27 protein-coding genes are annotated in these 24,647 nt (G+C 71.1%); 18 read left to right on the top strand and 9 right to left on the bottom strand.

Annotated elements, in window-relative coordinates:
• Positions 1 to 71: 71 nt before the first annotated feature.
• The 4 genes from idi to phoU all read left to right on the top strand — a co-directional run bounded on the left by idi (position 72) and on the right by phoU (position 5,125).
• Positions 72 to 635, top strand: a complete 564-nt coding sequence (idi, locus tag AB0M93_RS38885; protein WP_364283878.1) for an isopentenyl-diphosphate Delta-isomerase — start codon at positions 72 to 74, stop codon at positions 633 to 635.
• 120 nt (positions 636 to 755) lie between these two features.
• Positions 756 to 1,430 carry a GGDEF domain-containing protein gene (locus tag AB0M93_RS38890; protein WP_364283881.1) on the top strand — a complete coding sequence of 225 codons (675 nt, stop codon included), beginning with the start codon at positions 756 to 758 and terminating at the stop codon, positions 1,428 to 1,430.
• 1,542 nt (positions 1,431 to 2,972) lie between these two features.
• Entirely contained in the window at positions 2,973 to 4,376 is a 1,404-nt protein-coding gene (locus AB0M93_RS38895; RefSeq protein ID WP_364283884.1) for an LCP family protein, read from the top strand.
• 83 nt (positions 4,377 to 4,459) lie between these two features.
• On the top strand, positions 4,460 to 5,125 hold the full coding sequence (phoU, locus tag AB0M93_RS38900) for a phosphate signaling complex protein PhoU (protein WP_364283887.1): 666 nt from the start codon (positions 4,460 to 4,462) through the stop codon (positions 5,123 to 5,125).
• A 128-nt stretch (positions 5,126 to 5,253) separates the two neighbouring features.
• Here the strand turns inward: phoU and pstB are convergent, their stop codons facing one another.
• The 6 genes from pstB to AB0M93_RS38930 form a co-directional block, all read right to left on the bottom strand.
• Entirely contained in the window at positions 5,254 to 6,030 is a 777-nt protein-coding gene (pstB, locus tag AB0M93_RS38905) for a phosphate ABC transporter ATP-binding protein PstB (RefSeq protein ID WP_247016960.1), read from the bottom strand.
• A gap of 10 nt (positions 6,031 to 6,040) precedes the next feature.
• Positions 6,041 to 6,958, bottom strand: a complete 918-nt coding sequence (gene pstA, locus AB0M93_RS38910; protein ID WP_364283890.1) for a phosphate ABC transporter permease PstA — start codon at positions 6,956 to 6,958, stop codon at positions 6,041 to 6,043.
• A 2-nt stretch (positions 6,959 to 6,960) separates the two neighbouring features.
• Complete coding sequence (gene pstC / locus AB0M93_RS38915; RefSeq protein ID WP_364283965.1) at positions 6,961 to 7,881, bottom strand: phosphate ABC transporter permease subunit PstC; 921 nt, start codon at positions 7,879 to 7,881, stop codon at positions 6,961 to 6,963.
• 198 nt (positions 7,882 to 8,079) lie between these two features.
• On the bottom strand, positions 8,080 to 9,210 hold the full coding sequence (gene pstS / locus AB0M93_RS38920) for a phosphate ABC transporter substrate-binding protein PstS (RefSeq protein ID WP_364283893.1): 1,131 nt from the start codon (positions 9,208 to 9,210) through the stop codon (positions 8,080 to 8,082).
• 225 nt (positions 9,211 to 9,435) lie between these two features.
• Positions 9,436 to 10,341 carry a mycothiol synthase gene (gene mshD / locus AB0M93_RS38925; protein WP_364283896.1) on the bottom strand — a complete coding sequence of 302 codons (906 nt, stop codon included), beginning with the start codon at positions 10,339 to 10,341 and terminating at the stop codon, positions 9,436 to 9,438.
• 68 nt (positions 10,342 to 10,409) lie between these two features.
• Complete coding sequence (locus tag AB0M93_RS38930; RefSeq protein ID WP_364283899.1) at positions 10,410 to 11,153, bottom strand: response regulator transcription factor; 744 nt, start codon at positions 11,151 to 11,153, stop codon at positions 10,410 to 10,412.
• A gap of 153 nt (positions 11,154 to 11,306) precedes the next feature.
• On the opposite strand from AB0M93_RS38930, the gene AB0M93_RS38935 reads away from it, so the two are divergent.
• From AB0M93_RS38935 to AB0M93_RS38975, 9 genes are all read left to right on the top strand, one after another.
• A complete protein-coding gene (locus AB0M93_RS38935) occupies positions 11,307 to 12,206 on the top strand; it encodes a DUF2993 domain-containing protein (RefSeq protein WP_364283902.1) in 900 nt (299 codons plus the stop codon).
• Between the two features lie 11 nt (positions 12,207 to 12,217).
• Complete coding sequence (locus tag AB0M93_RS38940) at positions 12,218 to 12,646, top strand: thioredoxin family protein (protein ID WP_364283905.1); 429 nt, start codon at positions 12,218 to 12,220, stop codon at positions 12,644 to 12,646.
• Between the two features lie 265 nt (positions 12,647 to 12,911).
• Entirely contained in the window at positions 12,912 to 13,343 is a 432-nt protein-coding gene (locus AB0M93_RS38945) for a DUF4395 domain-containing protein (protein ID WP_364283907.1), read from the top strand.
• Positions 13,344 to 13,373: 30 nt separating this feature from the next.
• Positions 13,374 to 14,210 carry a sulfurtransferase gene (locus AB0M93_RS38950; protein ID WP_364283910.1) on the top strand — a complete coding sequence of 279 codons (837 nt, stop codon included), beginning with the start codon at positions 13,374 to 13,376 and terminating at the stop codon, positions 14,208 to 14,210.
• Positions 14,210 to 14,521 carry a DUF1416 domain-containing protein gene (locus AB0M93_RS38955; RefSeq protein ID WP_354817886.1) on the top strand — a complete coding sequence of 104 codons (312 nt, stop codon included), beginning with the start codon at positions 14,210 to 14,212 and terminating at the stop codon, positions 14,519 to 14,521. Before AB0M93_RS38950 ends, AB0M93_RS38955 begins: the two co-directional genes overlap by 1 nt.
• Before the next feature lie 231 nt (positions 14,522 to 14,752).
• Positions 14,753 to 15,367: an FABP family protein gene (locus AB0M93_RS38960; protein ID WP_364283913.1), complete on the top strand. Its 615-nt coding sequence runs from the start codon at positions 14,753 to 14,755 to the stop codon at positions 15,365 to 15,367.
• A 4-nt stretch (positions 15,368 to 15,371) separates the two neighbouring features.
• On the top strand, positions 15,372 to 15,968 hold the full coding sequence (locus AB0M93_RS38965) for an allophanate hydrolase subunit 1 (RefSeq protein ID WP_364283916.1): 597 nt from the start codon (positions 15,372 to 15,374) through the stop codon (positions 15,966 to 15,968).
• The gene (locus AB0M93_RS38970) at positions 15,965 to 16,810 is read left to right on the top strand and encodes a biotin-dependent carboxyltransferase family protein (protein WP_364283919.1); all 846 of its coding nucleotides are present in this window, start codon (positions 15,965 to 15,967) and stop codon (positions 16,808 to 16,810) included. The genes AB0M93_RS38965 and AB0M93_RS38970 overlap by 4 nt, the downstream gene beginning before the upstream one ends.
• 98 nt (positions 16,811 to 16,908) lie before the next feature.
• Entirely contained in the window at positions 16,909 to 17,334 is a 426-nt protein-coding gene (locus AB0M93_RS38975; RefSeq protein ID WP_364283922.1) for a hypothetical protein, read from the top strand.
• On the opposite strand, the gene AB0M93_RS38980 is transcribed toward AB0M93_RS38975, so the two are convergent.
• Positions 17,313 to 18,161, bottom strand: a complete 849-nt coding sequence (locus AB0M93_RS38980) for an aminodeoxychorismate lyase (protein WP_364283925.1) — start codon at positions 18,159 to 18,161, stop codon at positions 17,313 to 17,315. The genes AB0M93_RS38975 and AB0M93_RS38980 overlap by 22 nt on opposite strands.
• A 31-nt stretch (positions 18,162 to 18,192) precedes the next feature.
• On the opposite strand from AB0M93_RS38980, the gene AB0M93_RS38985 reads away from it, so the two are divergent.
• The 3 genes from AB0M93_RS38985 to AB0M93_RS38995 are packed head-to-tail and all read left to right on the top strand — an operon-like array spanning position 18,193 to position 20,862.
• Entirely contained in the window at positions 18,193 to 19,323 is a 1,131-nt protein-coding gene (locus tag AB0M93_RS38985; RefSeq protein WP_364283928.1) for a folate-binding protein, read from the top strand.
• 49 nt (positions 19,324 to 19,372) lie between these two features.
• Positions 19,373 to 19,933: an aerial mycelium formation protein gene (locus tag AB0M93_RS38990; RefSeq protein ID WP_364283931.1), complete on the top strand. Its 561-nt coding sequence runs from the start codon at positions 19,373 to 19,375 to the stop codon at positions 19,931 to 19,933.
• Positions 19,930 to 20,862, top strand: coding sequence for an asparaginase (locus AB0M93_RS38995; RefSeq protein WP_364283933.1), 933 nt, complete (start codon positions 19,930 to 19,932; stop codon positions 20,860 to 20,862). Before AB0M93_RS38990 ends, AB0M93_RS38995 begins: the two co-directional genes overlap by 4 nt.
• 105 nt (positions 20,863 to 20,967) lie before the next feature.
• Here the strand turns inward: AB0M93_RS38995 and AB0M93_RS39000 are convergent, their stop codons facing one another.
• Positions 20,968 to 21,864 (bottom strand): hypothetical protein, encoded by an 897-nt coding sequence (locus AB0M93_RS39000; RefSeq protein ID WP_364283936.1) that lies wholly within the window; start codon positions 21,862 to 21,864, stop codon positions 20,968 to 20,970.
• Positions 21,865 to 22,071: 207 nt separating this feature from the next.
• Between AB0M93_RS39000 and AB0M93_RS39005 the strand changes: the two genes are divergently transcribed.
• Together AB0M93_RS39005 and AB0M93_RS39010 are read left to right on the top strand one after the other, a co-directional pair.
• Entirely contained in the window at positions 22,072 to 22,266 is a 195-nt protein-coding gene (locus AB0M93_RS39005; RefSeq protein WP_364283939.1) for a DUF3073 domain-containing protein, read from the top strand.
• Between the two features lie 123 nt (positions 22,267 to 22,389).
• Complete coding sequence (locus AB0M93_RS39010; RefSeq protein ID WP_364283942.1) at positions 22,390 to 23,244, top strand: 3-hydroxybutyryl-CoA dehydrogenase; 855 nt, start codon at positions 22,390 to 22,392, stop codon at positions 23,242 to 23,244.
• Here AB0M93_RS39010 and AB0M93_RS39015 read toward each other — a convergent pair.
• Positions 23,229 to 24,056, bottom strand: a complete 828-nt coding sequence (locus AB0M93_RS39015; protein ID WP_364283944.1) for an ECF transporter S component — start codon at positions 24,054 to 24,056, stop codon at positions 23,229 to 23,231. The two genes, AB0M93_RS39010 and AB0M93_RS39015, sit on opposite strands and share 16 nt — an antisense overlap.
• Positions 24,057 to 24,647 lie beyond the last annotated feature (591 nt).

Below are 24,647 nucleotides of genomic sequence, written 5' to 3' on the forward strand. Positions count from 1 at the left end.
CGGGCGGACCGGCGGTAACCCACCCGCCTCGCGGTACGGATCACCGCAGGCCGTCGTGTTCACTGGGACACGTGGATACCGCGACCGAAACCGAGACCGAGCAGATCGTCTTCGTCACCGAGGACGGCGTGCCCACCGGCGAAACCGGCCCGAAGCTGGCCAGCCACCACGAGCACACCCGGTTGCACCTGGCTTTCTCGTGCTACGTCCTGCGGCGCAGCGACAACGCCCTGCTGATCACCCAGCGCGCGCTCCACAAGAAGGTCTGGCCGGGGGTCTGGACCAACAGCGTCTGCGGTCACCCGGCGCCCGGCGAGACGCTCGAGGACGCCGTCCGCCGGCGTGCCGGCTACGAACTCGGGATGCCGTCGCTGTCCGGGCTGCACTGCGTGCTGCCGAACTACCGCTACCGGACGCCGCCGTTCCAGGGGATCGTCGAGAACGAGTTCTGCCCGGTGTTCGCCGCGTGGGCCGACACCGAGCCGGCGCCGAACCCCGAAGAGGTCGGCGACTGGCGCTGGGTCGCCTGGACCGACTACACACAGCTACTGAACGACCCGACGGCTAATGTGAGTTACTGGGCCAAGGACCAGTTCGAGCAGCTCAAGGCCATCGAGCCGTTCTCCGGACTCTGAGCCTCCCGTGCCTTAGCGTAACCGTCGCTGTCCCGTTTGAGCTAAATTCACCTTCCTCCGCACCCACACCTCAAGCGCGGCCTCCGCCACGACGACAACCAAGGGGTGGTGGAGGTGGGCATGGTCGCCGAGGGCGAAGGCGCGCTGGGCCGGACAGCCAGCCCCCAGCCGCCGGACCTGCTTCGCCTGCACGAGGCCATCGCCGGCCTGTTCGCGACCCAGGGCGACTGGCGACGCGCGTACCAGCACCTGCGGTCCGCGCTGGACATCGCCCGCGACGGCAGCCTCCGTGACGCGCTGACGTCGAGCTACAACCGCCGGTACCTCGACGAGCGGCTGTACGGACCGTTCACCGACCGCCTGCCGCTCGCGGTCGCGCTGATCGATCTCGACCGCTTCAAGAGCGTCAACGACACGTACGGTCACCTCGTCGGCGACCGCGTCCTCCGCCGGGTCGCCGATCTGCTGCAGGAGGACCTGCCCCCGGACGGCTTCTGCGCCCGCTACGGCGGCGAGGAGTTCGTGCTGTGGCTGCCGGGCGTCGACGCCGGGGACGCGGTCCGGCTCCTCGAGGGCGCCCGGCTCCGCGTCGCCCGTCACCCCTGGTCAGAACTCCAGCCGGGGCTGCGGGTGACGATCAGCGCCGGCCTCGCGCACGCGGCACCGGGCGCCGGGGCACCGGAGCGCCAGCTGCGCAGCGCGGACACGCTGCTTTATGCGGCGAAACGCGCGGGCCGCAACAAAGTGGCCTATCACGACGCGCAAACGACACAGTTAATAACCCACTCTGAGTAACGCAAACACCGCATTACGCCGGTTCGCGGCGGCGGTCGATCACCCGTTTGTCGACGCGGACCTGCCGTTCGTCGACTCAAGGTGAAGAAAATTCCGGGAGGGTGTCGTCACGAACGGGGGGTATCCGTACGATAACGAAAACCGCCGGGGGAACGATCACCTCCTGCGGGGGAAGGCGGCCAAGTCCCAGCCCGCCCCATCGAACGCGCGAAAGGAGACCGAGTGCCGGACGAGCACGACAGCCCGGGAACCGGTCGCCGCAGCGGACGCCGCCGGTCGATGGAGGACCAGGGCGGGATCAGCGTCTCCGACGTCGTCGCCAGGACCACCGGCACCCGCCCGGTACCGCCCCGCGAGCTGCAGGACCGCCCCGACCAGCCGGGACACCGGGTCCGAGCGGCGGAGCCACCGGCCCACCACCGTTCGGCGCAGGACCCGACGGATAACCCAGTACCCACGGACGCGACACGTCAATCACGCACCCCGCGCCCCCGCCAGCCGAGGCGCACGACGGCGGCGGCCCCCCAGCCGGAGGCCCCGCTCCAGCGCCGCCCCCCGGCGGGCAACCTGGGCCCCCAGCAGACGGCGGCGGCGCCCCAGCCGCCCCGAAGGCTCCGCCGCCCGGTCGGCGAGGGCCAAGCGCCCGAGAGCGCCCCGCGCCACCCCGCGGCGGACGGCGCGGCCCCGCGGCCGACGCCGGACAGCCCGAGCCCGCGCCGCAAGGCAGCCGAGGGACCTGTCGGCCGCCGCGCAGGCGCCGTCGAAGGGGCCGCGCGCCCCGCAGCCGACGGCCCCGCACCTCGCCGCGCAGCTGGTGCCGAGCCACAGCGCCCCACCCCGGACGGCCCCGCACCCCGCCGCAACGCCGACGGCCCTTCGGCTCGCCGAGCCGCTGCAGCCGATGGCCCCGCGCCCGACGGCCCCGTTTCCCGCCGCGCCGCCGCCGACGGCCCCACGGCTCGCCGTGCAGCAGGTGCCGAGGCACAGCGACCCACCCCGGACAGCCCCGCACCCCGCCGCACCGCCGACGGCCCCGCGGCCCGCCGTGCAGCAGCTGCCGAGCCACAGCGACCCACCCCGGACAGCCCCGCACCCCGCCGCACCGCCGACGGCCCTTCGGCTCGCCGTGCCACTGCGGCCGATGGCCCCGCGCCGGATGGCCCCGTTTCCCGCCGCGCCGCCGCCGACGGCCCCGCCGCTCGCCGTGCAGCAGGTGCCGAGGCACAGCGACCCACCCCCGACAGCCCGGCACCTCGCCGAACGGGTGCCCCCGAAGCCGCGGCACCCCGCCGCACCGCCGAGCACCCTCGCCGCCCGGCGAGCGCCGCCGAAGCGGCCCCTCCGCGTTCCGCCCCCGACGGCCCCGCGCCCCGTCGCACCCCCGGCGTCGAGCAGCGACCCACCCAAGACGGCCCAGCTGCTCGCCGAGCCGCGGAAACCGCAGCTCAGCGGCCCACTCCCGACAGCCCGGCACCCCGCCGCACGGCAGCCGCCGTCGAAACCGCCGCCGTGCCGCCGCGGGCCGCGCTCGATCCGCTCACCATGACCGACGAGATGGAAGCGATCGACGAGGCGACCCAGTACCGGCGCAAGATCGACCACACCCTCGCCCGGTTCTCCGCCGCGCACGACGAGATGGAAGCTGAGGAGGCGAAGCGGCGCGAACGCCGTGAACGTCTCTCGCCCACCTCCCTCATCGAGAGCACCCGCACCGCCCTCCACCGGGTCGTCGCGACCACGCCGTCGCCGGAAGCGGAAGCGGAAGAAGAGGCCGAGCTGACCCGGCTGCAGGAGAAGAAGCAGCAGAAGGTCGAACGTTCGGCCCGGTTCGGGCGGATCGCCGCCGCCGTGGTCGCCGGGCTCGTCTTCCTCGGCATCGGTGGTGCCTGGGGTGCGCAGACCTACTTCGACGCGAAGTTCACCCAGGTCTCCGCGCTCGACGAGAACTCCGCCGACATCCAGGACGCCGACGCGCAGGCCAACGACGAGAACTTCCTGATGGTCGGCTCCGACACCCGTGACGGCGCGTCCGCCGAAGAGGGCGTCGGTACCGCCGACAGCACCCCCGGGGCCCGGAGCGACACCGTGATGGTGGCGCACATCCCGGCCGACCGGAAACGGGTCGTCGTCACGTCGTTCCCGCGCGACCTCGAGATCAACCGCCCGGACTGCCAGAAGTGGGACCCGGCGCAGAACAAGACCACCGACGAGGTCTACAAGGGCGCGAAGTTCGCCAAGCTCAACACCGCCTACGCGGTCGGCGGGCCGGCGTGCGTGACCAAGGTGGTCCAGCAGATCACCGGGCTGCGGATCAACCACTTCGTCGGCATCGACTTCAACGGCTTCAAGGAGATGGTCGACGCGGTGCACGGCGTCACCGTCCACAACGAGATCCCGATCGACGACGGCATCCTCGGCAAGGTGCTGCTGGAGACCGGTGACGTCACGATCTCCGGCGACCAGGCGCTCAACTTCGTCCGCGCCCGGCACGTCAAGGGCGACCCGACGTCCGACTACGGCCGGATCAAGCGGCAGCAGGAGTTCATCGGCGCGCTGCTCAAGAAGGTCATGTCCTCGGACGTCGTGCTCGACCCGGGCAAGCTCAGCGACTTCATCAACGCCTTCGCGAAGGCCACCTTCGGCGACAACCTCGGCGTCAAGCAGATGATGACGCTGGCGCAGTCGATGAAGGGCCTGGACGCTTCGAAGATCACCTTCCTCACCGTCCCGACGGTCGGCGTGGCCAACAACCGCGGCAACGAAGTCCTCGTCCTCAGCAAGACGAAGGCCCTGTTCGACGCGCTGCGCAACAACACGCAGCTGCCCGACCCGAACGCGCCCGTCCCGGTGAGCGAGCAGGCGCCGCCGCCGACCAGCACGTCGAAGCCCAAGAGCAGCGGCAGCTCCAAGTCGACGACCACCCGGAAGACCACCACGACGGGCTGATCCGCGAGGATCGTTAGTCCGGGTTCACGTGCGGTTCACCCGCCGATGCGGTATTTGGCCACGGTTGGCCGTAGGGTTGGGCCATGCGTGAGGCTTACCATGTCGAACTCGAACAGCTCGCCGACAACCTGGCCGCGATGTCGGTCCAGGTCGCCGACGCCATGGAGCGCGCCACGCGCGCTCTCCTGGAGGCCGACCTCAGTCTCGCCGAGCAGGTGATCAGCGACGACTCGAAGGTCGACGACGCCCGCGCCCAGTGCGAGGAGCAGGCGTACGCCCTGCTGGCCCTCCAGGCGCCGGTGGCGACCGACCTGCGCACGGTGCTCGCCGCGATCCACGCCGCGGAGAGCCTGGAGCGCATGGGCGACCTGGCCCTGCACGTGGCCAAGGCCGCGCGGCGCCGCCACCCCGAGCCGGTCCTGCCGGATGCGGTGCGGCCGTACTTCGCCGAGATGGGCGAGATGGCGGTCAAGCTGGCCCGCCAGACCGAGCAGGTCATCAAGTCCAAGGACGTCGAAGCGGCCAAGAGCCTCGAGTCCGACGACGACCAGGTGGACGACATCCACCGCCACCTGTTCACCGTCCTGATGGACCGCGAGTGGCCGCACGGCGTTGCCGCGGCGGTCGACGTGACGCTGCTCGGCCGCTTCTACGAGCGCTACGCCGACCACGCGGTGTCGGTGGCGAAGCGGATGATCTTCGTGGTCACCGGCAAGATGCCGGGCTACGGCACCGACGACGACATCTGAGCCAGACCAGCGAAAGAGCCCCCGGCCGGTGCCGGGGGCTCTTTTCGTTGCTCCACTTAGGACAAAAAGGAAGGCTTTCCCCGCCGGCCCCGAGCGCCGGCGGGAAAGCCTTCCCGGTCAAGGGAAACTCAGCCGAAGCGGCCGGAAATGTAGTCTTCCGTGGCCTTCTCGTCCGGGTTGGAGAAGATCTTCTCCGTGTCGTTCAGCTCCACCAGCCGGCCCGGCTGGCCGACGCCGGCGAGGTTGAAGAACGCCGTCTGGTCCGAAACCCGGGCCGCCTGCTGCATGTTGTGCGTGACGATGACGATCGTGTAGTCCTTCTTCAGCTCGCCGATCAGGTCCTCGATCGCCAGCGTCGAAATCGGGTCCAGGGCCGAGCACGGCTCGTCCATCAGCAGGACGTCCGGCTGGACCGCGATCGCCCGCGCGATGCACAGACGCTGCTGCTGACCGCCCGAGAGGCCGCCGCCCGGCTTGTTGAGGCGGTCCTTGACCTCGTTCCACAGGTTCGCGCCGCGCAGGGCGCGCTCGGCGATGTCGTCGAGGGTCTTCTTGCCCTTGGTGCCACCCAGCTTCAGGCCCGCGACGACGTTGTCCTTGATGGACATCGTCGGGAACGGGTTGGGGCGCTGGAACACCATGCCGATCGTGCGGCGCACCTGGACCGGGTCGACCGCCGACGCGTAGATGTCCTCGCCGTCGAGCAGCACCTGGCCGTCGACGCGGGCACCCGGGATCACTTCGTGCATGCGGTTGAGCGTGCGCAGCACCGTCGACTTGCCACAGCCCGACGGGCCGATGAACGCGGTGACGTTGCGCGGCGGCACGGACAGGGTGACACCGTCCACGGCGTGGAACTTGCCGTAGTAGATGTCGACGTCCTTGACATCGAGTCGTTTGGCCATCAGGAACAGCTCACTTCTTCTTCGGGGCGACGAGGCGCGCGAACACGGTGGCGAGGAGGTTGATCAGCGCGATGATGAGCACCAGGGTCAGGGCCGCACCCCAGATCCGGTCGAAGCCGACCGAGCCGGGGTCCATCGAGTTGGTGACGCGCTCGTTGTTCATCAGCAGCGGGAGCGCCGCCTGCTCGCCGTGGAAGATGTCCCAGTTCGTGTAGGCCGAGTAGCCTACGAGCACCAGCAGCGGCGCCGTTTCGCCCATCACGCGGGCCAGCGCCATCATGACGCCGCCGACGATGCCGGACATCGCCGTCGGGAGCACGATCTTCATGATCGTCTTCCACTTCGGCACGCCCAGCGCGTAGGAAGCCTCGCGCAGGTCGTCCGGGACGATCCGCAGCATCTCCTCGGACGAGCGGACGACCACCGGGATCATCAGCAGCACCAGGGCCAGCGAAACGGCGAAACCGCTGCGCGGCAGGCCGAACGTGGTGATCCAGAGCGCGTAGATGAACAGCGCGGCGACGATCGAGGGGACACCGGAAAGGATGTCGACCATGAACGTCGTGGCCTTCGCCAGCTTGCCCCGGCCGTACTCGACGAGGTAGATCGCGACGAGCATGCCGATCGGCACCGCGATGATCGCGCAGACCAGCCCCTGCAGCAGGCTGCCGATGATCGCGTGCAGCACGCCGCCGCCGACCTCGTCGGACAGGAAGTTGCCCAGGTCCTGCGACCACCAGTTGGAGTACGGGATGCGCTTGATGCCGTTCGCGATCACCGTGTAGAGCACCCACACCAGCGGGACGACGGCGATCAGGAACGACAGCCAGACCAGTGTCGTGGCGACGCCGTTCTTGACCTTGCGGGCCAGGCTGACCTGCTGGAACGCGGGCGTGGTCGCCGGGGCTTCGAGCGTGGTGGTGGACATGCTCAGTCCCCCTTCTTGCCGATGACGGAGCGCGCGGCGAAGTTGACGAGGAAGGTGAGCACGAACAGCACCAGGCCGGCCGCGATGTACGCGCCGGCCGAGATCTCGTTGTTGAACTCGCTGTAGTTCGCGGCGATCTTCGAAGCGAAGGTGGCGCCGCCGTCGAAGAGGCTCCAGTCGAAGTTCTTGCCCTGCGGGATCAGCAGGATGACGGCCAGGGCGATCGTCTCACCGAGCGCGCGGCCGAGGCCGAGCATGGACGCGCCGATGTAGCCGGCCTTGCCGAACGGCAGCACCGTGGTGCGGATGACCTCCCACCGGGTGGCGCCGAGCGCGAGCGCGCCCTCCATGTGGGGGGTGGGCGTGCGCTCGAAGACCTCGCGCGAGAGCGACGTGATGATCGGCAGGATCATCACGGCCAGCACGATGCCGGCGGTGAAGATCGTGCCGCGCACGCTCGGCGCGACGTTGCCGGGCGCCAGCAGCGGGAACCACGAGAACGTTTCGTTGATCCACTGCGAGAACGGCTCGATGGCCGGCGCGAAGACCAGGATTCCCCACAGGCCGAAGATGATCGACGGCACCGCGGCGAGCAGGTCGATGACGTACGCGAACGGCCGCGCGAGCCGCTTCGGCGCGTACTGCGTCAGGAACAGCGCGATGCCCAGCGAGACCGGCATCGCGATGATCAGGGCCACGACCGACGTCGCCACGGTCACCTCGAGCAGGTCGAGGATGCCGAACGACATGTTGGCCGGGTCGCTGGTCGACCAGCCGTGGTTGAACAGGAAGTTGGCCTTGTCGGCCTGCAGCGCCGGGATCGCCTGGATGAGCAGGAAGAGCCCGATCAGGCCGATCAGGGCGACGACGAAGATCCCGGCCCCGGTGGTCAGGTTCTGGAAGATGCGGTCACCGGGCCGCACCTTCTTCGGTTTCTCGCTCGCGGGCGGCTGTGGCGCCGCCGGCGGGGCTGCTTGCTCCGAAATCGGGACCTCCGGGGGCGTCGTGGCGGACGACGAACGCCCACCGGGGTCGCCGGTGGGCGTTCGCGTCGAGGATGACTCGCTCATCAGCTACTTCTGACCAGCCTCTATCACTCGTCGATCAGTCGCAACGCCGGTTCAGGAGATCGCCTTGACGGCGGCCAGGACCTTGGTCTGCAGCGACTGCGGGATCGGCACGTAGCCCTTGGCGGACAGCGGCTGCTGACCGTCGGTGGCGGCCACCGTCAGGAACGCCTTGACGGCCTTCGCGACGTCCGGGTTCGCGTACTTCGAGCAGACGATCTCGTAGGTCGTCAGCAGCAGCGGGTAGGCACCCGGGGTGTTGCTGGCGTAGATGCCGTTGAGGTCGAGCGCGAGGTCGTTCGAGCCGTCCTTGAGGAACTTCGCCGCGTCGAGGGACTTCGCCACGTTCGCCGCGTTGAGCTCGACGCCGCCGGAGCCGCTGTCGATGAGGGCCGGGGTCAGGCCGTCCTTGGCGAACGCGCCCTCGACGTAGGTGATGCCGCCGTCGGAGGCCTTCACCGCGGTCGCGACACCGTTGGAGCCCTGCGCACCGTTGCCGACGCCACCGTTGAACTTCTTGCCGGCACCCTTGGTCCAGTCCGCCTTCGCGGCCGCGCCCAGGTACTTCTGGAAGTTGTCGGTGGTGCCCGACTCGTCGGCGCGCGAGACGACCTGGATCGGCTTGTCCGGCAGGTTCAGGCTCTCGTTGCCCTTGATCCCCTTGATGGCCGGGTCGTTCCACTTGGTGATGCCACCGCTGAAGATCTTGGCGGTCACCGACGGGGTCAGCACCAGCTTGTCCACACCGGACAGCTTGTAGGCGACCGCGATCGGGCCGACGACCAGCGGGATGTTCCAGGCGTCGCTGGCGCAGCGGGCCTTGGCGGCCGCGGCGTCGGCGTCCTTGATCGGCGAGTCCGAGCCGCCGAAGTCGATCTGGTTGGCGTTGAACTGCTTGACGCCCGCGCCCGAACCGCTCGGGTTGTAGTTGACCTGCTGGCCGGCGCACTTCTTGCTGAACTGCTGCGTGAAGATGTCGATGGCGTTCTTCTGGGCCGACGAACCTTCGGCGGAGAGCGGGCTCTTGCCACCGCACTCCACGTCGGCGGTGCCGGTCGCAGCGGGCGCCGAAGCCGAGTTCGAGCTGCTGCTGTTGGTCGCCGCGGGGTCGGAACCACAGGCGGCGAGCACGAGGGCGGCGCTCGCGACGATGCCCACCGCGCTCAGGGGCCGCATGATCTTCACTGCTGTTTCCTCCATCAGGAGCTTGACCGGGTCGTCGCGGCGTGCTGCCGCGCCGGATCCGGACATTAGGCAGCCCCGGTGGACGGTCGCCCCTGTCCAGGTGAACGCAAAGTGAACAAGGCCGCCGGTGTGAGCAGTGCTACTAGCTTGAGAGAGCCCCGTGCCCCGCCCGTGACCTGCGCGTTCGCGCACTGTGACGAGGTGTTCGCGCGGTGTCCATCGTGGTCACCGACCGTACTGGACGTCGGTTTCGTGACGCGCAAACCCGAGCTTGGTGTAGACCGCCAGCGCCGGTGCGTTGTCGCCCTCGACGTAGAGGATGATCTGCCGCAGCCCCCGGCTCGCGAGGTACCGGAGCCCGGCGAGCGTCAGCGCCCGGCCGAGCCCGCCGCCCTGCGCGGCCGGGTCGACGCCGACGACGTACACCTCGCCGACGCGCTCGCCGCCGAAGCGGCCCGGCACCGGCTCGTGCACCTTCGTCCAGTGGAAGCCGATGACCTCGCCCTGCTCTTCGGCGAGGAAGAAGCCGTCCGCGTCGAACCACGACCGCCGCTCGTCGGCGCGGATGTCGTCGGCGGTCAGGGCGCCCTGCTCGGGGTGCCAGTCGAAGGCTCGCGCGTTGACCCGGACGACGGCGTCCTCGTCCTGCCCCGGCACGAACGTCCGCAGCGAGACGCCCTCGCGCAGGATCGGCTCCGGCCAGTCCGCGCCTTCGACGTCCGTGTGCAGGATCAGCAGTTCGCGCTTGCGCTCCAGGCCCACCTTCCGCGCCAGCCGCTGCGCGGCCGGGTGGTCGCCGTGCGCCCAGACCCGGAAGCCGACCGCGGCCCGCTCGTCGAGCGCCTGGAGCAGCTTCGCGCCGTAGCCGCGGTTGCGGTGGGCGGGGTGCACGAACAGCTCGGCGACCTGGTGGCCGAAGGAGTCACCTGTGGTGTCGACGTGCGCGTAGCCGACGACCTCGCCGTCGACGCAGGCGACGAGGTGCTCGCCGCCGTCGAACTCGCCGGGCAGCGGCCCGCCGGCTTCGACCTCGGGCCGCCCGTCGGCCTCACGGACCGCCAGCAGCAGCCCGCGCACGTCCTCGAGCTGCTTCTCGTCCAGTTCCTGGCGCCATTCGCCGTCTCCGCTCACCTCGTGACCGTACCCCGGGTGGGAGGCAACGCCACGGTTGTCGCCGCGTCCTGGTGAACGTGGGGACGTCAGTGGGCGAGTTCGGGAGTCTCGGCCGGAGCTTCGGCCGGGGTCGCCTGGCGCGGGACGCCGCCCTTGGCCGGCCGCTCGAACTTGTAGCCGACGTTGCGCACGGTGCCGATCATCTGCTCGTGCTCGGGGCCGAGCTTGGCGCGCAGCCGCCGGACGTGCACGTCGACCGTGCGCGTGCCACCGAAGAAGTCGTAGCCCCAGACCTCCTGCAGCAGCTGGGCGCGGGTGAACACCCGGCCCGCGTGCTGCGCGAGGTACTTGAGCAGCTCGAACTCCTTGTAGGTGAGCTCCAGGGTGCGCTTGCGCAGGCGCGCGGTGTAGGTCGCCTCGTCGATGACCAGCTCGCCGACCCGCAGCTCGGCGTCGACCTGCGCGGAACCGCCGTCGCGGGTCGTCACCAGCCGCAGCCGGGCGTCGACCTCGGCCGGGCCCGCGGTGGGCAGCAGGATGTCGTCGGTGCGCCACTCGGCGCTGACGGCCACGAGGCCGCCTTCGCCGACGACCGCGATGATGGGGGTGGCCGCCTCGTCCTCGCCGGTGCCCTTCAGCAGCCGGCAGAGGCTCTTCGCCGAGGCCAGGTCGCTGCGGGCGTCGAGGAGGATCACGTCGCGGTGGCCCGCGTCGAGCAGGGCCGTCACCTCGGGAGCGCGGACGCGTACGGTGTGCGGCAGCAGGTCCAGCGCGGGCAGCACCGAAGTGGCGTCGGCCTCCGCAGTCAGTACCAGAAGGTCCAGGCTCATTCAGCCGCACCGCCTTCTCGAGTCGTCGCCGCAGAGCGGCGTTGGTCGGTGCTAAGTGAGAATAGCGGCTGAACGGCCGGGCACCTAACCCTTGCTGGATCGATCACACCTGGCGATATCCGGGTGTCCCCGACGAACAGGAGTACGGACGCGATGGTGAGCAGGCCCGTGACCCGGGACGACCGACCCGCACCGAGGCCGGACGCACGACGCCGCGGCCGCCGCGCCCGGCGCTGGGTGATCGCCCTGATCGTGCTGGTCCTGCTGCTGGTCGGCGCCGATTTCGGGGCCGCCGCGTACGCCGAGCACCTGATTTCGCAGAAGGCGCGCACCCAGCTGCAGCTGACCGACGACCCGTCGGTCACCATCCACGGCTTCCCGTTCCTCACGCAGGCCCTCGGCGGTGACTACAGTCACATCAGCGTGGCCGCCGCCGGCATCCCGGTCGCCGACAAGCTGCAGGACGTGGCGGTCAACGCCGAGCTCGAGGACGTCAAGGCGCCGCTGTCGGACATCACGAACGGCAACACGAAGGCGATCACCATCGGCAAGCTGACCGGCGCGGTCACCATCAAGGCCGCCGACCTGGCCCGCCTCAAGCCGCTGGACAAGATCAAGGACCTGCGGATCGAGCCGTCGACCACCGAGTACGTCCAGAACGGCGACAGCGGGCAGAGCGAGCCGGCGCCGACCACGACGAAGACCACCGAGGGCCAGCCCGACCAGGACGAGTCGAGCACCGGTGTCCGCATTTCGGGACACCTTCAGTTCGCGGGCAAGGATCTGGAAATCTTCTGTTTCGCGATGATCGAGGCGGACCCGGCCAAGGGCACGATCAACTTCCTGCCCAAGCGCCTGCAGTTCGGGAACGACCAGGAGACGACGGTCGTCCCGCAGGCGGTGCAGAAGGTGCTGATGCCGAACTTCAACGCGTCGATCAACACGAAGGACCTGCCGCTGTCGGTCACCCCGACCGGCGTGCGGGTGCAGAGCGGATCGGTGACGATCAAGGGCGAAGCGGCGAACGTGTCCTTCGCGGACCTGAGCAAGTAGGGAGCGGTGCGGTGACGGGGCTATGGGTGCTCGTGGCGACGCTGGTGGCCGCCGCGGCCGTCGGTGCGCTACTCAAGGCCCGCAACGGCCGGGTACGGGCCGCCAAGCCCGCCGCCCGCGAGCTGCCCGCCCCCGTCACCGACGTGCTCGACCCGGCGTCCGCGGTGACGCTGGTCCAGATCTCCACCACCTTCTGCGCGCCCTGCCGGCACGCGAAGGCCGTGCTCGCGCCGCTGGCCGAGCGGACGGACGGCCTGCACCACGTCGAACTCGACGTCACGAACCAGCCGGAAGTCGCGCAGTCGCTGTCCGTGCTGCGCACGCCGACCACGATCGCGCTGACCCCGGACGGCCGGGAGCTGCTGCGCGTCGGCGGCGTCCCCAAGGGAGCCGAACTGCTGGCCGCGCTGCGGCCGCATCTCACGACCCGGACGTCCTGACCAGGGCGTTGTCCCAGAAACCGGGAATCGTCCCAAGGTATGAACGTGGTTCCCACTCTGAGGGAGCACTGGGTACCCTCGCACCCGTGACCGGGCTGACCACCTTCTTTCTGACGCAGCGGCGCGCAGTCGACCTCTGCCGCGTCCGCAGCAGCCTGTGTCGCGCTCACACCGACCGGCGCTGAACGACGTCCGGATACCGCAGCCCCGAAGCCGCTGACGCGTGCCGTTCGCACGCACCCCCTCTGCTCCAGCTGGAGGAACGATGCCCGCCGGACCGGCCGTCGACCCGCGAGGCCCGCGGTTCGCCGCCATCCTGACCACGATCGTGCTCGCGGTCGTGCTGGTCACCCAGTGGTGGCCGCTGCTGGCCCTCCAGACCGTCGTGTTCGCCATCGGCGCCTTCGTCGGCCTGAAGCCGGCGCCGTACTCGATCGTCTACCGGACGCTGGTCGCCCCGCGGCTGGGCCCGACGTCGGAGCGCGAGGACGCGGCGCCGCTGCGGTTCGCCCAGGCCGTCGGGTTCGTGTTCGCGCTGATCGGCACGATCGGCTTCGCCGTGGGGATCACCCCGCTCGGCATCGTCGCGACGGCGTTCGCGCTGTTCGCGGCCTTCCTCAACGCGGCCTTCGACTTCTGCCTCGGCTGCGAAATGTACTTGCTGATCCAACGCTTCAGCCCAACCCGCGCGTCCTGAAGTTCAACCCCAGAAAGAGAGTCCAAGTCCATGAGCCGTGAAGACGTCCTGGTGACCACCCAGTGGGCCGAGGAGAACCTGGACACCCCCGGCGTCGTGTTCGCCGAGGTCGACGAGGACACCACCGCCTACGACGCCGGCCACATCCGGGGCGCGGTGAAGTTCGACTGGCGGAACGACCTGCAGGACGGGGTGCGCCGCGACTTCGTCTCCAAGGAGGGCTTCGAGAAGCTCCTCTCGGAGAAGGGCATCTCCAACGACGACCTCGTGATCCTCTACGGCGGCAACAACAACTGGTTCGCCGCGTACGCGTACTGGTACTTCAAGCTGTACGGCCACGAGAAGGTCAAGCTGCTCGACGGCGGCCGCAAGAAGTGGGAGCTCGACGGCCGCGAGCTGAACTCCGACGAGGTCAAGCGCGACCGCACCGAGTACAAGGCCCAGGACCAGGACCTTTCGCTGCGGGCCTTCCGCGACGAGGTCGTCCAGTCGATCGGGTCGAAGAACTTCGTCGACGTGCGTTCGCCCGACGAGTTCTCCGGCAAGCTGCTCGCCCCGGCGCACCTGCCGCAGGAGCAGTCCCAGGTTCCCGGGCACATCCCCGGCGCGCTGAACGTGCCGTGGGCGAAGGTCGCCAACGAGGACGGCACCTTCAAGACCGAGGAAGAGATCAAGGAGCTGTACAAGGACGAGGGCATCGACGAGGGCAAGGGCACCATCGCCTACTGCCGCATCGGCGAGCGCTCCTCGATCGCGTGGTTCGCGCTCCACGAGCTGCTGGGCTACGAGGACGTCAAGAACTACGACGGTTCATGGACGGAATACGGCTCGCTCGTCGGCGTGCCGGTCGAGTTGGGAGCCAAGTGATGGCGGTTGACGACAGCTGCGGCGCACCGGTCCAGGAGGCCACGCCGGCGGACTACGACACGCGCGGCCAGGTGGTGCTCGCCGGCAAGGTGACCGGCGCGGACGGGCCGGTCGGCGGTGCCTTCGTCCGGCTGCTGGACGGCGGCGGCGACTTCACCGGCGAGGTCGTCTCGTCGGCCGACGGCGACTTCCGCTTCTACGCGGCGCCGGGCGAGTGGACGGTCCGGGCGCTGCACCGCACCGGCAACGGCGAAGCCTCCGTCACCGCGGAGGGCCCCGGCCTGCACCAGCTGGCCATCTCCGTCGCCTGACTTCGTTCCCCGTGAAGGCCTTCCTGCTCCGGCAGGGAGGCCTTCACGGCGTTTCCGGACGGGTGACCGTGCTCACCGCGGCGCCCCTGCGCAGGACCGTCCGGGGGCGGGCGGACTAAGCTGCCAGCCGTGGAAGCTCTGTTTACGACCTTGCTGGTCCTCGCGGGCGTGGCCATCACCTGGTTCGCCGTGTACGTCGTCTACCGGCTGTACGCGGACCAGCGCTGACCCATGACCGCCAGCGGCGACGAAGCCATCGCGGCAGCGGAGAAGCGCGCGGAGAGCACCCGCGTGCGCAACCTCCCGCTGTGGGACGACCTGCCCATCCCTAACGACACGGCGAACCTGCGTGAGGGACCGAACCTCAACGACGCCTGCCTCGCGCTGCTGCCGCTCGTCGGCGTCTGGCGCGGTGAGGGCGAGGTCGGCTACCCGACCATCGACGGCCCGCGCAAGTTCGCGCAGCAGCTGACGATCTCGCACGACGGCCGCCCGTTCCTGATCCACGAGTCCCGCGCGTGGCTGCTGGACGACGACGGCAACGTCATCCGCCCCGCCGCCCGCGAGTCCGGGTTCTGGCGGCCGCAGGAAGACGACACGATCGAGCTGCTGCTCACGCACAACACCGGCATCGTCGAGCTGTACTACGGCAAGCCGCGCAACCAGACGTCGTGGGAGCTCGGCACCGACGCGGTGATCCGCACGGCCACGGCCAAGGACGTCACCGCGGCCCAGCGGCTCTACGGCCTGATCGAAGGCTCCCTCGGGTACGTCGAGGAGCGGGCGATGATGGGCCAGGAGATGCAGCCGCACACTTCGGCGCTGCTGCACCGCGTCGTCGGCTGACGCCGTGCGCTGGCGGCGGTGTGGCGAGGACGCCGCCCTGCTCGACTGCGACTCGCTCGAGCAGATGCGGGCCGCCCACGCCACCGTGCTGGCCGCGCGGCCGGCCGGGGTCGCCGACCTCGTGCCGGGCGCGCGCAGCCTGCTGGTCGTCGGCGGTGTCGCGGCCGTGCGAGCCCTGCTGGAAGCCGCCGATCTCACGCACCCGCCCGCCGACGAGCCGCGCGAAGTGACCCTCGACGTCCGCTACGACGGCGAGGACCTCGCCCTGGTCGCTTCGGACGCCGGGCTCTCCACGGACGCCGTCGCCGAGCTGCACACCGGGGCCGTCTACACGGTCGCGTTCACCGGGTTTGCCCCCGGCTTCGGTTACCTGACCGGCCTTCCCGCGCCGCTGCGGCAGCCGCGGCTCGAGTCGCCGCGGACCCGCGTCCCGGCCGGGTCGGTCGGCCTCGCCGGCGAGTTCACCGGCGTCTACCCGCGCGAGTCACCGGGCGGCTGGCGGCTGCTCGGGCACACGTCGGCGACGCTGTTCGACCCGCACGCGGACCCGCCGGCGCTGTTCGCGCCGGGCGACCGCGTCCGCTTCCGGAGTGTCCGATGAGAAGCCTGGAAGTGCTCGACCCGGGCCGGTACGCGCTGGTCCAGGACCTGGGCCGGCCCGGTTACGCCCACCTCGGGGTGGCGCCTTCGGGGGCGCTCGACCAGGCGTCGCTGCGGCTGGCGAACCGCCTGACCGGCAACGCCGAGGCCGCCGCCGGGATCGAGGCCCTGCTCGGCGGCCTCGCCGTCCGGTTCACGGCCGCGGTGACGGCGGTGGTCACCGGCCCGGCGGTCGACGTCCGCGTGGACGGCCGGGCCGCCGGGTCCCACACGCCGCTGGCGGTCCGCGCGGGCCAGACGTTGACGCTGGGGACACCGCCGGCGGGCCTGCGCTGCTACCTGGCGGTCTCCGGCGGGATCGCGGTGGAACCGGTGCTGGGCAGCCGCTCCCGGGACGTCCTGTCCGGCATCGGCCCCGAGCCGTTGCGCGCCGGGGACGTCCTCCCGCTCGGCGACCCCGGGATCCCCGCCGGCGCCGACGTCGTCGTGCCCGTTGCGGCGGCACCCGAGCTCGTGGTGCCGGTGACGCTCGGCCCCCGCGACGACTGGTTCGACGAACCCGCCCGCGGGCTCTCGGCGTGGTGGACCGTGACGGCGGACTCGAACCGCGTCGGCCTGCGCCTGGACGGGACGCCGCTGCGCCGGGCCGTCGACGGCGAATTGCCCAGCGAAGGTGTCGTCACCGGCGCGATCCAGGTGCCGCCGAGCGGGCGGCCGGTGGTGTTCCTCGCCGACCACCCGACCACCGGCGGCTACCCCGTCGCGGCCGTGGTGCGGACGGCCGCGCTGGGCGCGCTCGCGCAGGCTCGGCCGGGCACCCGGATCCGGTTCCGGCCTTCCTGAGCAAGCCGTACCGCCACGCGGGTGAGACCCGGATCACGCGGTGCACCCGTCCGGGTAGGGGTCGGAACCATGTCACGCCGCCGCCCGTCCTGATAAGCGTGGAACAGGTGACGATCAGCGGTGGCACGGGTTTCCTCGACGTGAACGCGCGGGCGCGGGCGGAGCTGCCCCAGTCGCTGCGGATCGCGCTGGCCACCGGGCAGCTGCGCCGCCCGCTGGCCACCACCCTGGGCCCGGTTCTCGACCTGCTCGTCGACGGCGACTACCGGGTGAGCGGCCCGGAACGGCTCCCGGACGGCCGGGAACTCACCCCGACCGACACCTGGCCGCCGTCCGACGAATCCCGCGTCGGCTACTACCGGACGGCCATCCGCACCGGGCACCGGCCGGTCGCGGTGGTCCTGGCCGACGGCGACCGCGAGCTGATCATCGACGGCCACCACAAGATCGCCGCCTACCGCGCCGAGGAGATCGCGCCCGCCGTCGTCCGGATCACCCAGGGTCAGGCGTATTCGCCTTCGTAGGCCGCGACCAGCTCGGCGTACACGGCTTCGGAATCGGGCAGCCGTTCGCCGTCCAGCGTGTGCACCCGGGTCAGCTTGCGCACGCTGGAAGCCATGAACACGCCGTCGCCCTCGACGAGGTCGCGCACGGTCAGCGGCTCCACCTTGGTCGACCAGCCCGCCTTCTCGGCGCCGCGGAACAGCGCGGCCTGGGTGGTGCCGGGCAGGATGCCGATGCTCGACGGCGGCGTGTAGAGCGTCCGCCCCTTCGCGAGCACCACGGTCGACGTCGGGCCTTCGAACACCGAGCCGTCGGCCGCGGTGAAAATCACATCTTCGGCGCCGCGGCGGCCCGCCTCGCGGACCGCGGCCATGTTCATCGCGTACGACAGCGGCTTCGCCCCGAGCAGCAGCCACGGCGCGCGCTCGGCGAGGTCCGGCGGGAAACCGCGTTCGAGCGTGATCGCGGCGACGCCGTCGGCGCGGGCCTTGAGGATGGCCGGCGAGACCTCCGAACCGAGCGCGAAGCCGGTCGGCACCGCGGCCGGATCGCCGTCGGATCCCCGCGTGTACACCAGTTTCAGCACCATTTCCGGCCCGCCGTCCCACCTTTCGAGAACGAGCGAAACGACCCGCTCCCAGGCGGCGAGGTCGGGCTCGGGCAGGTCCAGCATGGCCGCCGAGCGAGCCAGCCGTTCGAGGTGCGGCCGCAGCTCACGGGGCTTGCCGTCGACGACGAGGATCGTCTCGAAGACGCCGTCGCCGCGCATCAGCCCGAGGTCGTCGACCTTGATCTGGGCCACGTCGGGGTCGGCCGGGGTGCCGTCGAGGAAGACGAGGACGCGCATGGGCACACCGTACTCACCTAGGCTGGGCGGTATGCCGTACCGCTCGCCGCTGCTGGACGTGCCCGGATCGATCCCCCCGCCCGACGACCACCCCGAAGCCGGCGTCCCCTGGCACTGGGGAGACCCCTTCGCGGAGCAGCGCACGGCCTCGCGCGGCGTGGTCGTGATCGACCGTTCGCACCGCGAGTTCCTCGCCGTCAGCGGCGAAGAACGGCTGTCGTGGCTGCACCTGGTCATCTCCCAGCACGTGACCGGGCTCGCCGAGGGCTCCGGCACCGAGGCGCTGGTCCTCGACAGCCAGGGCCGCGTCGAGACGCACATGGTGCTCGCGCACCTCGACGGCACGGTTTACCTCGACACCGACCCGGGCCCCCGCGTCACGAGCGCCCTGCCCAAGGGCGGGCCGCAGACGCTGCTCGAGTACCTCGAGGCGATGAAGTTCTGGTCCAAGGTGGACATCCGCGACGCGACCGGCGAGCTCGCGCTGCTCACCGTGCTGGGCCCGGACGCCGAGCGCGTGCTGAGCGCGGCCGGCGCCGAGGTCGGCCCGGAGCCGTACGCGGTCGCGGCCCTGCCGGGCGGCGGCTTCGCCCGGCGGATGCCGTGGCCGGGCCGCTCGAGCGTGGACCTGGCGGTGCCGCGCGCCGCACTGGTGGACTGGTGGAAGCGGCTCACCGACGCGGGCGCGCGGGCGGCGGGCAGCTGGGTGTTCGACGCGCTGCGCGTCGAGTCGGTGCGACCGCGGGTGGGCGTCGACACCGACGACCGCACGATCCCGCACGAGGTGGGCTGGGTCGGCTCGGCCGCACACGTCGCGAAGGGCTGCTATCGCGGCCAGGAGACGGTGTCGAAGGTCCACAACGTGGGACGCCCGCCGCGGAACCTGCTCCTGCTGCACCTCGACGGCTCACCGGAAGTGACGCCGGAGACCGGCGACCCGGTGCTGCTCGACGGCCGGACGGTCGGCCGGATCGGCACGGTGATCCAGCACCACGAGCTCGGCCCGATCGCGTTGGCGCTGGTCAAGCGGTCGACGCCGGTGGGCGCGGAGCTGCTGGCGGGCTCGGAGGACAACCTAGTCCAGGCGGCCATCGACCCCGATTCGGTGCCGTCCGAGGCTCCCGCACCCGGCCGTGCGGCGGCAGCGCAACTTCGTGGTTGAACCAAAGCCCCTGACAGCGAGATCACGCTCAACCGGGATAAACTGCGCTGTGATCGAAGTGCGGCCCGGCGGCAGGCGGCGGATCGACCGCGTGCTCGGCCCGGGGTACCTCAGCGGCCTGGCTGAACTGCCGCTGAAGGTGCTGCGCGAGCGGCGCGACGAAGCCGCCCAGGAAGAGACCGACCTGTCCTACCTGCGCCGCCTCCTGCACGCCCGGATCGACATCGTGCGCGCGGAGCAGGCCCGGCGCAGCTCGGGCGGCGAGGCCAGCATCGTCGACCAGCTGGCGACGATCCTGGCGGACAACGCACTGGGCCCGGCGGCCGGCTCGGGCCGTCACCAGCAGCTGGAGCCCTCCCGCGCGGGCGAGCACCGGCGGCACGCGGAGGCGTTGATCGGCGACACGGACCTGACCGACGTCGGGTCGCTGTCGGACGAGAAGCTGGCTTCCGCTTTGGACACGTACGCGAGCGAAGAGCTGTCGGTGTCGTCCTTCCGCCGCGAGGTCCAGGGCGTGATGGACACGTTGAACGCGGAGATCGCGCAGCGCTACCAGCAGGGTTCGGCCACAGTGGACGAGCTGCTGGAGAACGAAGGCCGCACCGAGTGACGAACCCGGTGCTCGCCGAAGTCGTGCGGTCGGGTTTCGTCGAAAGCGTCCACCGCGGCGCCCTGGTGGTGACCGGCCCGGAGGGCGAGGCCCGCCTGGCCCTCGGCGACGTGGTCACGCCCTTCTTCCCGCGGTCGTCGAACAAGCCGCTGCAGGCGGTCGGAATGCTGCGCGCGGGCCTGGACTTCACGGGCGAGGACCTGGCGCTGGCGTGCGCGTCGCATTCGGGCGAGCCGGGACACGTCAAGCGGGTCCTGGACCTGCTGTCGGCGGCGGGCCTGGGCGAGCAGGACCTGGCCTGCCCACCGGACTTCCCGCTCCACATCCCGAGCATGCGCGACGCGGCCGAGCCCCGCCGCGTGACGATGAACTGTTCGGGCAAGCACACGGCAATGCTGACGACGTGCCTCCGCGCGGGCTGGCCGACGCCGGGGTACGAAGCACCGGACCACCCGCTGCAGCAGTCTCTCGCCGAGACCGTCTCGACGCTGACGGGCGAGCCGATCGCCCACACAGGTGTCGACGGTTGCGGCGCACCGTTGTTCGCGTTCTCCCTGACGGGACTGGCCCGCGCATTCGGCCGGATCGCGGCCGCCACGGACAGCCCGTCGTTCGCGGTGGCGTCGGCGATGCGGGCACATCCGTGGCTGGTGGCGGGAACGGGCCGCGAGGACACGGCGCTGATGTCCGCGGTGGACGGTCTGATCGCGAAGGCGGGCGCGGAGGGGGTACAGGCGTTCGCGTTGCCGGACGGCTTCGCGGTGGCGATCAAAATGGACGACGGCGCGAAGCGGGCTTGCGCACCGCTGGCGGTGGAGGCACTGCGGTACCTGGGCGCGGATGTGTCGGGGTTGACGGAGCTGGCGGCTCCGGAGGTCTTGGGCGGCGGGCGGCCGGTCGGCGAGATCCGGGTGCCGCAGCTGCGGTGATCGAGGCTGCGGCCTCGATCCGAGCAGCCCCCGTTTTCCACGCTACCGGCAGGCACCGACAGTTTCGGGTCCGGAAGCCGCCGGGTGGGCCGGTGGCCGGCGCGACTAGTTGGCGCGCTCGCGAGCGGCCACGTCGCCCCAGAATTCGCGGAGGTCCGAGAACAGCTCGGCCAGCTCCTCGACGTTGCCCGAGCGCAGCGCGTCCAGGATGTCGTGGACCTCGTCGGCGGTGTTGTCGGCCTCCAGGACCGGGTCGGCGAACAGCTGGACCAGGCCGCCGTAGTCGAGCTCGACCACCGAGTCCGCGTGGAAGTTGTCCAGCCACCGGCGCGTCTCGAACAGCACGCGGCCCGGGCCCGAGTCACCGAACGTCTGCTCCAGGAGCTCGCCGGCCTCTCGCGCCCGGTGCTGCGCGTCGGCGAGGGTGGCGCGCCAGGACAGTTCGCGCCGCGGATCGTCGCGGCCGTTGCCCAGCACCAGCCGGCGCTCGTCCGGCTCGACCAGCACGAACCAGGGCAGCGGGACCGTCCACGTCGTCGACAGCGTGTGCGCCGCCGACGTGCTGAGGTCCGCCATCGCCGACTTCGTGCGGCCGCGGATCGTCTCCTGCGTGAAGCCGCCCTCGTCGAGGACGACGTTCTTCAGCGCCGGGTGCGCGTCGCCGAGGAAGGTGACGAGCGCCGCCGCCGAACGGGCCCGCAGCTCCAGCGGGCAGACGAACGGGCCGTGCTCCACCTTGCCGCCCGGCACGTCGGCGGCGTCGAGCACCAGGACGTCGGTCAGCAGGCTGGGCGCGGGACGGCCGTCGGCGAGCTCGGCCGGCAGCAGCCGCCGCGGGGCGGCGACCTGTGACTTGAGCCACATGGCCTGTTCGCGCGCCCCCGCATCCGTCCGCCTCAGCTTGGCCGCCGCGACGGCCGCACGCAGCCGTGCGTCCGGCGGATCGCCCAGGGCGAGCAGGGGTTCGTACACCCGCAGGTAAGCCACGAAGGGACGAAGCACGGGTAGATCGTGGCACGTCTACCTGCGTCGATCGCCACCGACCGGCCGGTAACCGGTGTCCGGCGGACACTGTCACCACCGGCACACCGTGCCACGTCGCATCGAACCCCCCGGACACGGTACGGTGTGAGCAGGAAAGAATTGTCGAGACGATGCGGGGCCGCCGATTCCCCCGGCCGCCCCGCCCCTGTGCGAGGGGGTCGAGCCATGGGGCGCGGCCGGGCTAAGGCCAAGCAGACGAAGGTGGCGCGTGAGCTCAAGTACAGCTCGCACGAGACCGACTTCGATGCTTTGCAGCGCGAGCTGTCGAGTAACTCCTCCAGTGACAACCACCATGAGGACTCTGCCGACAGCGGGTATGAAGACCCGTACGACGACGGGTACGACGAGTACCGTCGTTGAGCACGCGTAAACGCGCGAGGGCGGCGCCGGACCACATCCGGCTACCGCCCTCGCGCGTCGCGTGCTGCCCACTTTCGTGTCAAACAGGCGCGCGGGGCTGCGAAGCGATGAAGGAGTGAGCCGATGGTGAGTCGGGTTGGAGTCGTCGGGGCGGGCCTCATGGGATCCGGTATCGCCGAGGTGCACGCGCGGTCCGGGTTGGACGTCGTGGTCACCGAGGTGAACCAGCCGGCGCTCGACGCGGGCAAGGCGCGCATCGAGAAGTCGCTGCAACGCGGCGTCAAGAGCGGCAAGCTCTCCGCCGAGGAGGCCGACAAGGCCCTCGGCCGCGTCCGGTTCACGACCGACATCGCCGAGTTCGCCGACCGCGAACTGGTCATCGAGGCAATCCTCGAGCAGGAGCAGGCGAAGGTCGAGGTCTTCCGCCAGCTCGACAAGATCGTCGAGGCCGAGGACGCGCTGTTCGCGTCCAACACGTCGTCGATCCCGATCATGAAGCTGGGCATGGCGACGAGCCGGCCGCAGCAGGTGGTCGGCATCCACTTCTTCAACCCGGTGCCGGTGCTGCCGCTGGTGGAGCTGGTGCCCTCGCTGCTGACCAGCGAGGAGACCGCCCGCCGCGCCGAGGAGCACGCGACGACGGCGCTGGGCAAGACCGTGATCCGCTCCCAGGACCGCGCCGGGTTCATCGTGAACTCGCTGCTGGTGCCGTACCTGCTTTCGGCGATCCGCATGATCGAGTCGGGCTTCGCCTCGGCCGAGGACATCGACCGCGGCATGGAGCTGGGCACGGCCCACCCGATGGGCCCGCTGCGGCTGTCCGACCTGATCGGACTGGACACCATCAAGGCCATCGCGGACTCGATGTACGCGGAGTTCAAGGAGCCGCTGTACTCGTCGCCGCCGCTGCTGCTGCGCATGGTCGACGCGGGCCTGCTCGGCAAGAAGACCGGCCGCGGCTTCTACTCGTACGGCTGATCGAAGCTGACGGGCGCGCCGAAGGCGGCGCGCCTGGCGGCCCGGCGCAGGACGGCGAGAATGGCCGGCCCCAGCAGCACGATGGCCACGGCGTTGGTGACGGCGCGGCCGGTGTCCCAGCCGAGGGTCGAGGTCAGCACGGTGTAGAGGGCGAACCGGTGCAGGTTGTCGAGTAACGGCGCCCCGGCCACGAAGCCGAGCTGTGCGGAGTCCCCGGCGAGGAACGGCCACGTCCACAGGCTCATGAGCAGCCCGAAGAAGTAGGCCGCGAAGACCCCGTAGCCGACGAGCAGCGCGATTTCGCCTTTGCCGCGCGGTTTGCGCGGAAGCAGCCCGGCCCCGAGCCCGATCAGTGACGACGCGAGCATCTGGAACGGCAGCCACGGCCCGACGCCGGCGGTGAGCAGCGCGCTCGTGAACAGCGACGTCGAGCCGAGCACGAACCCGAACCCGGGCCCGAAGACACGTCCGGCGAGCACGAGCAGGAAGAAGACCAGCTCGATACCCCCGGTCCCGGCCCCGAGCGGACGCAGCCCGGCATTGACGGCCGAGAGCACACCGAGCAGCGCAAGGGCTTTGGCATCGATGCCGCCCCGGGACAGTTCGGCCAGCACGACGAGGATCAGCACGGGCAGCGTCGCCATGAAGACGAACGGCGCATCGGTGGCATGCGCGACGGCGCCGGGCCGCGGGTGCGCGAACAGCGGCCAGCAGAACATGGCCAGGCCGAGCAGGCTGGCGACGGCGAGCACCAGCGCGGGCCTCGGGGTCAGGCGGACGACGCGGGCCGGCGGCCCGAGGAAGTCAGTCATGCCGGGACCGCCGTCGGTGCGGGGTGGGGCCGTTCACTGGGCCACGCCTTCGGCAGGCATGACCGAGTCGGCTCGCGCTGGGTCGGCGCGGGGAAGCGTCGAGGGCGCGGCTGCCCGGGGATGCCGACCGTCGGAAGCATCGCCAAGCCCGGGCACGCCAAGCCCGGGCACGCCAAGCCCGCCGTGCCAAGTCCGGCCACGCCAAGCCCGAGCACGCCAAGTCCGGCCGCGCCAAGCCCGGCCACGCCAAGCCCGAGCACGCCAAGTCCGGCCACGCCAAGCCCGAGCACGCCAAGCCCGGCCGCGCCAAGCCCGGCCGCGCCAAGCCCGGCCACGCCAAGCCGCCCGGGGCCGCACGCCATCGCCTTCGCAGCATCGCCGGCGCGGGGACCGCCTGGAGCACGTAGGTCGCCGAAGTCGCCGACGCCCTGGAGGGCAAGCTGGTGGCCCGGCACCGTCGCCGAGGCTGGGCCAGTGCCGGCACCGGGCCGCTGCCGGAGGGCGCCGGTGCTCGCTCGTGTCTCTCGGCCCCCCCGCCCCCGCCCCCCGCCCCCGCCCCCCCGCGGGGGCCGCCCCGCCCCGGCCCCCACG

This window comes from Amycolatopsis sp. NPDC051102, from assembly GCF_040682815.1.
Classification (GTDB): domain Bacteria; phylum Actinomycetota; class Actinomycetes; order Mycobacteriales; family Pseudonocardiaceae; genus Amycolatopsis.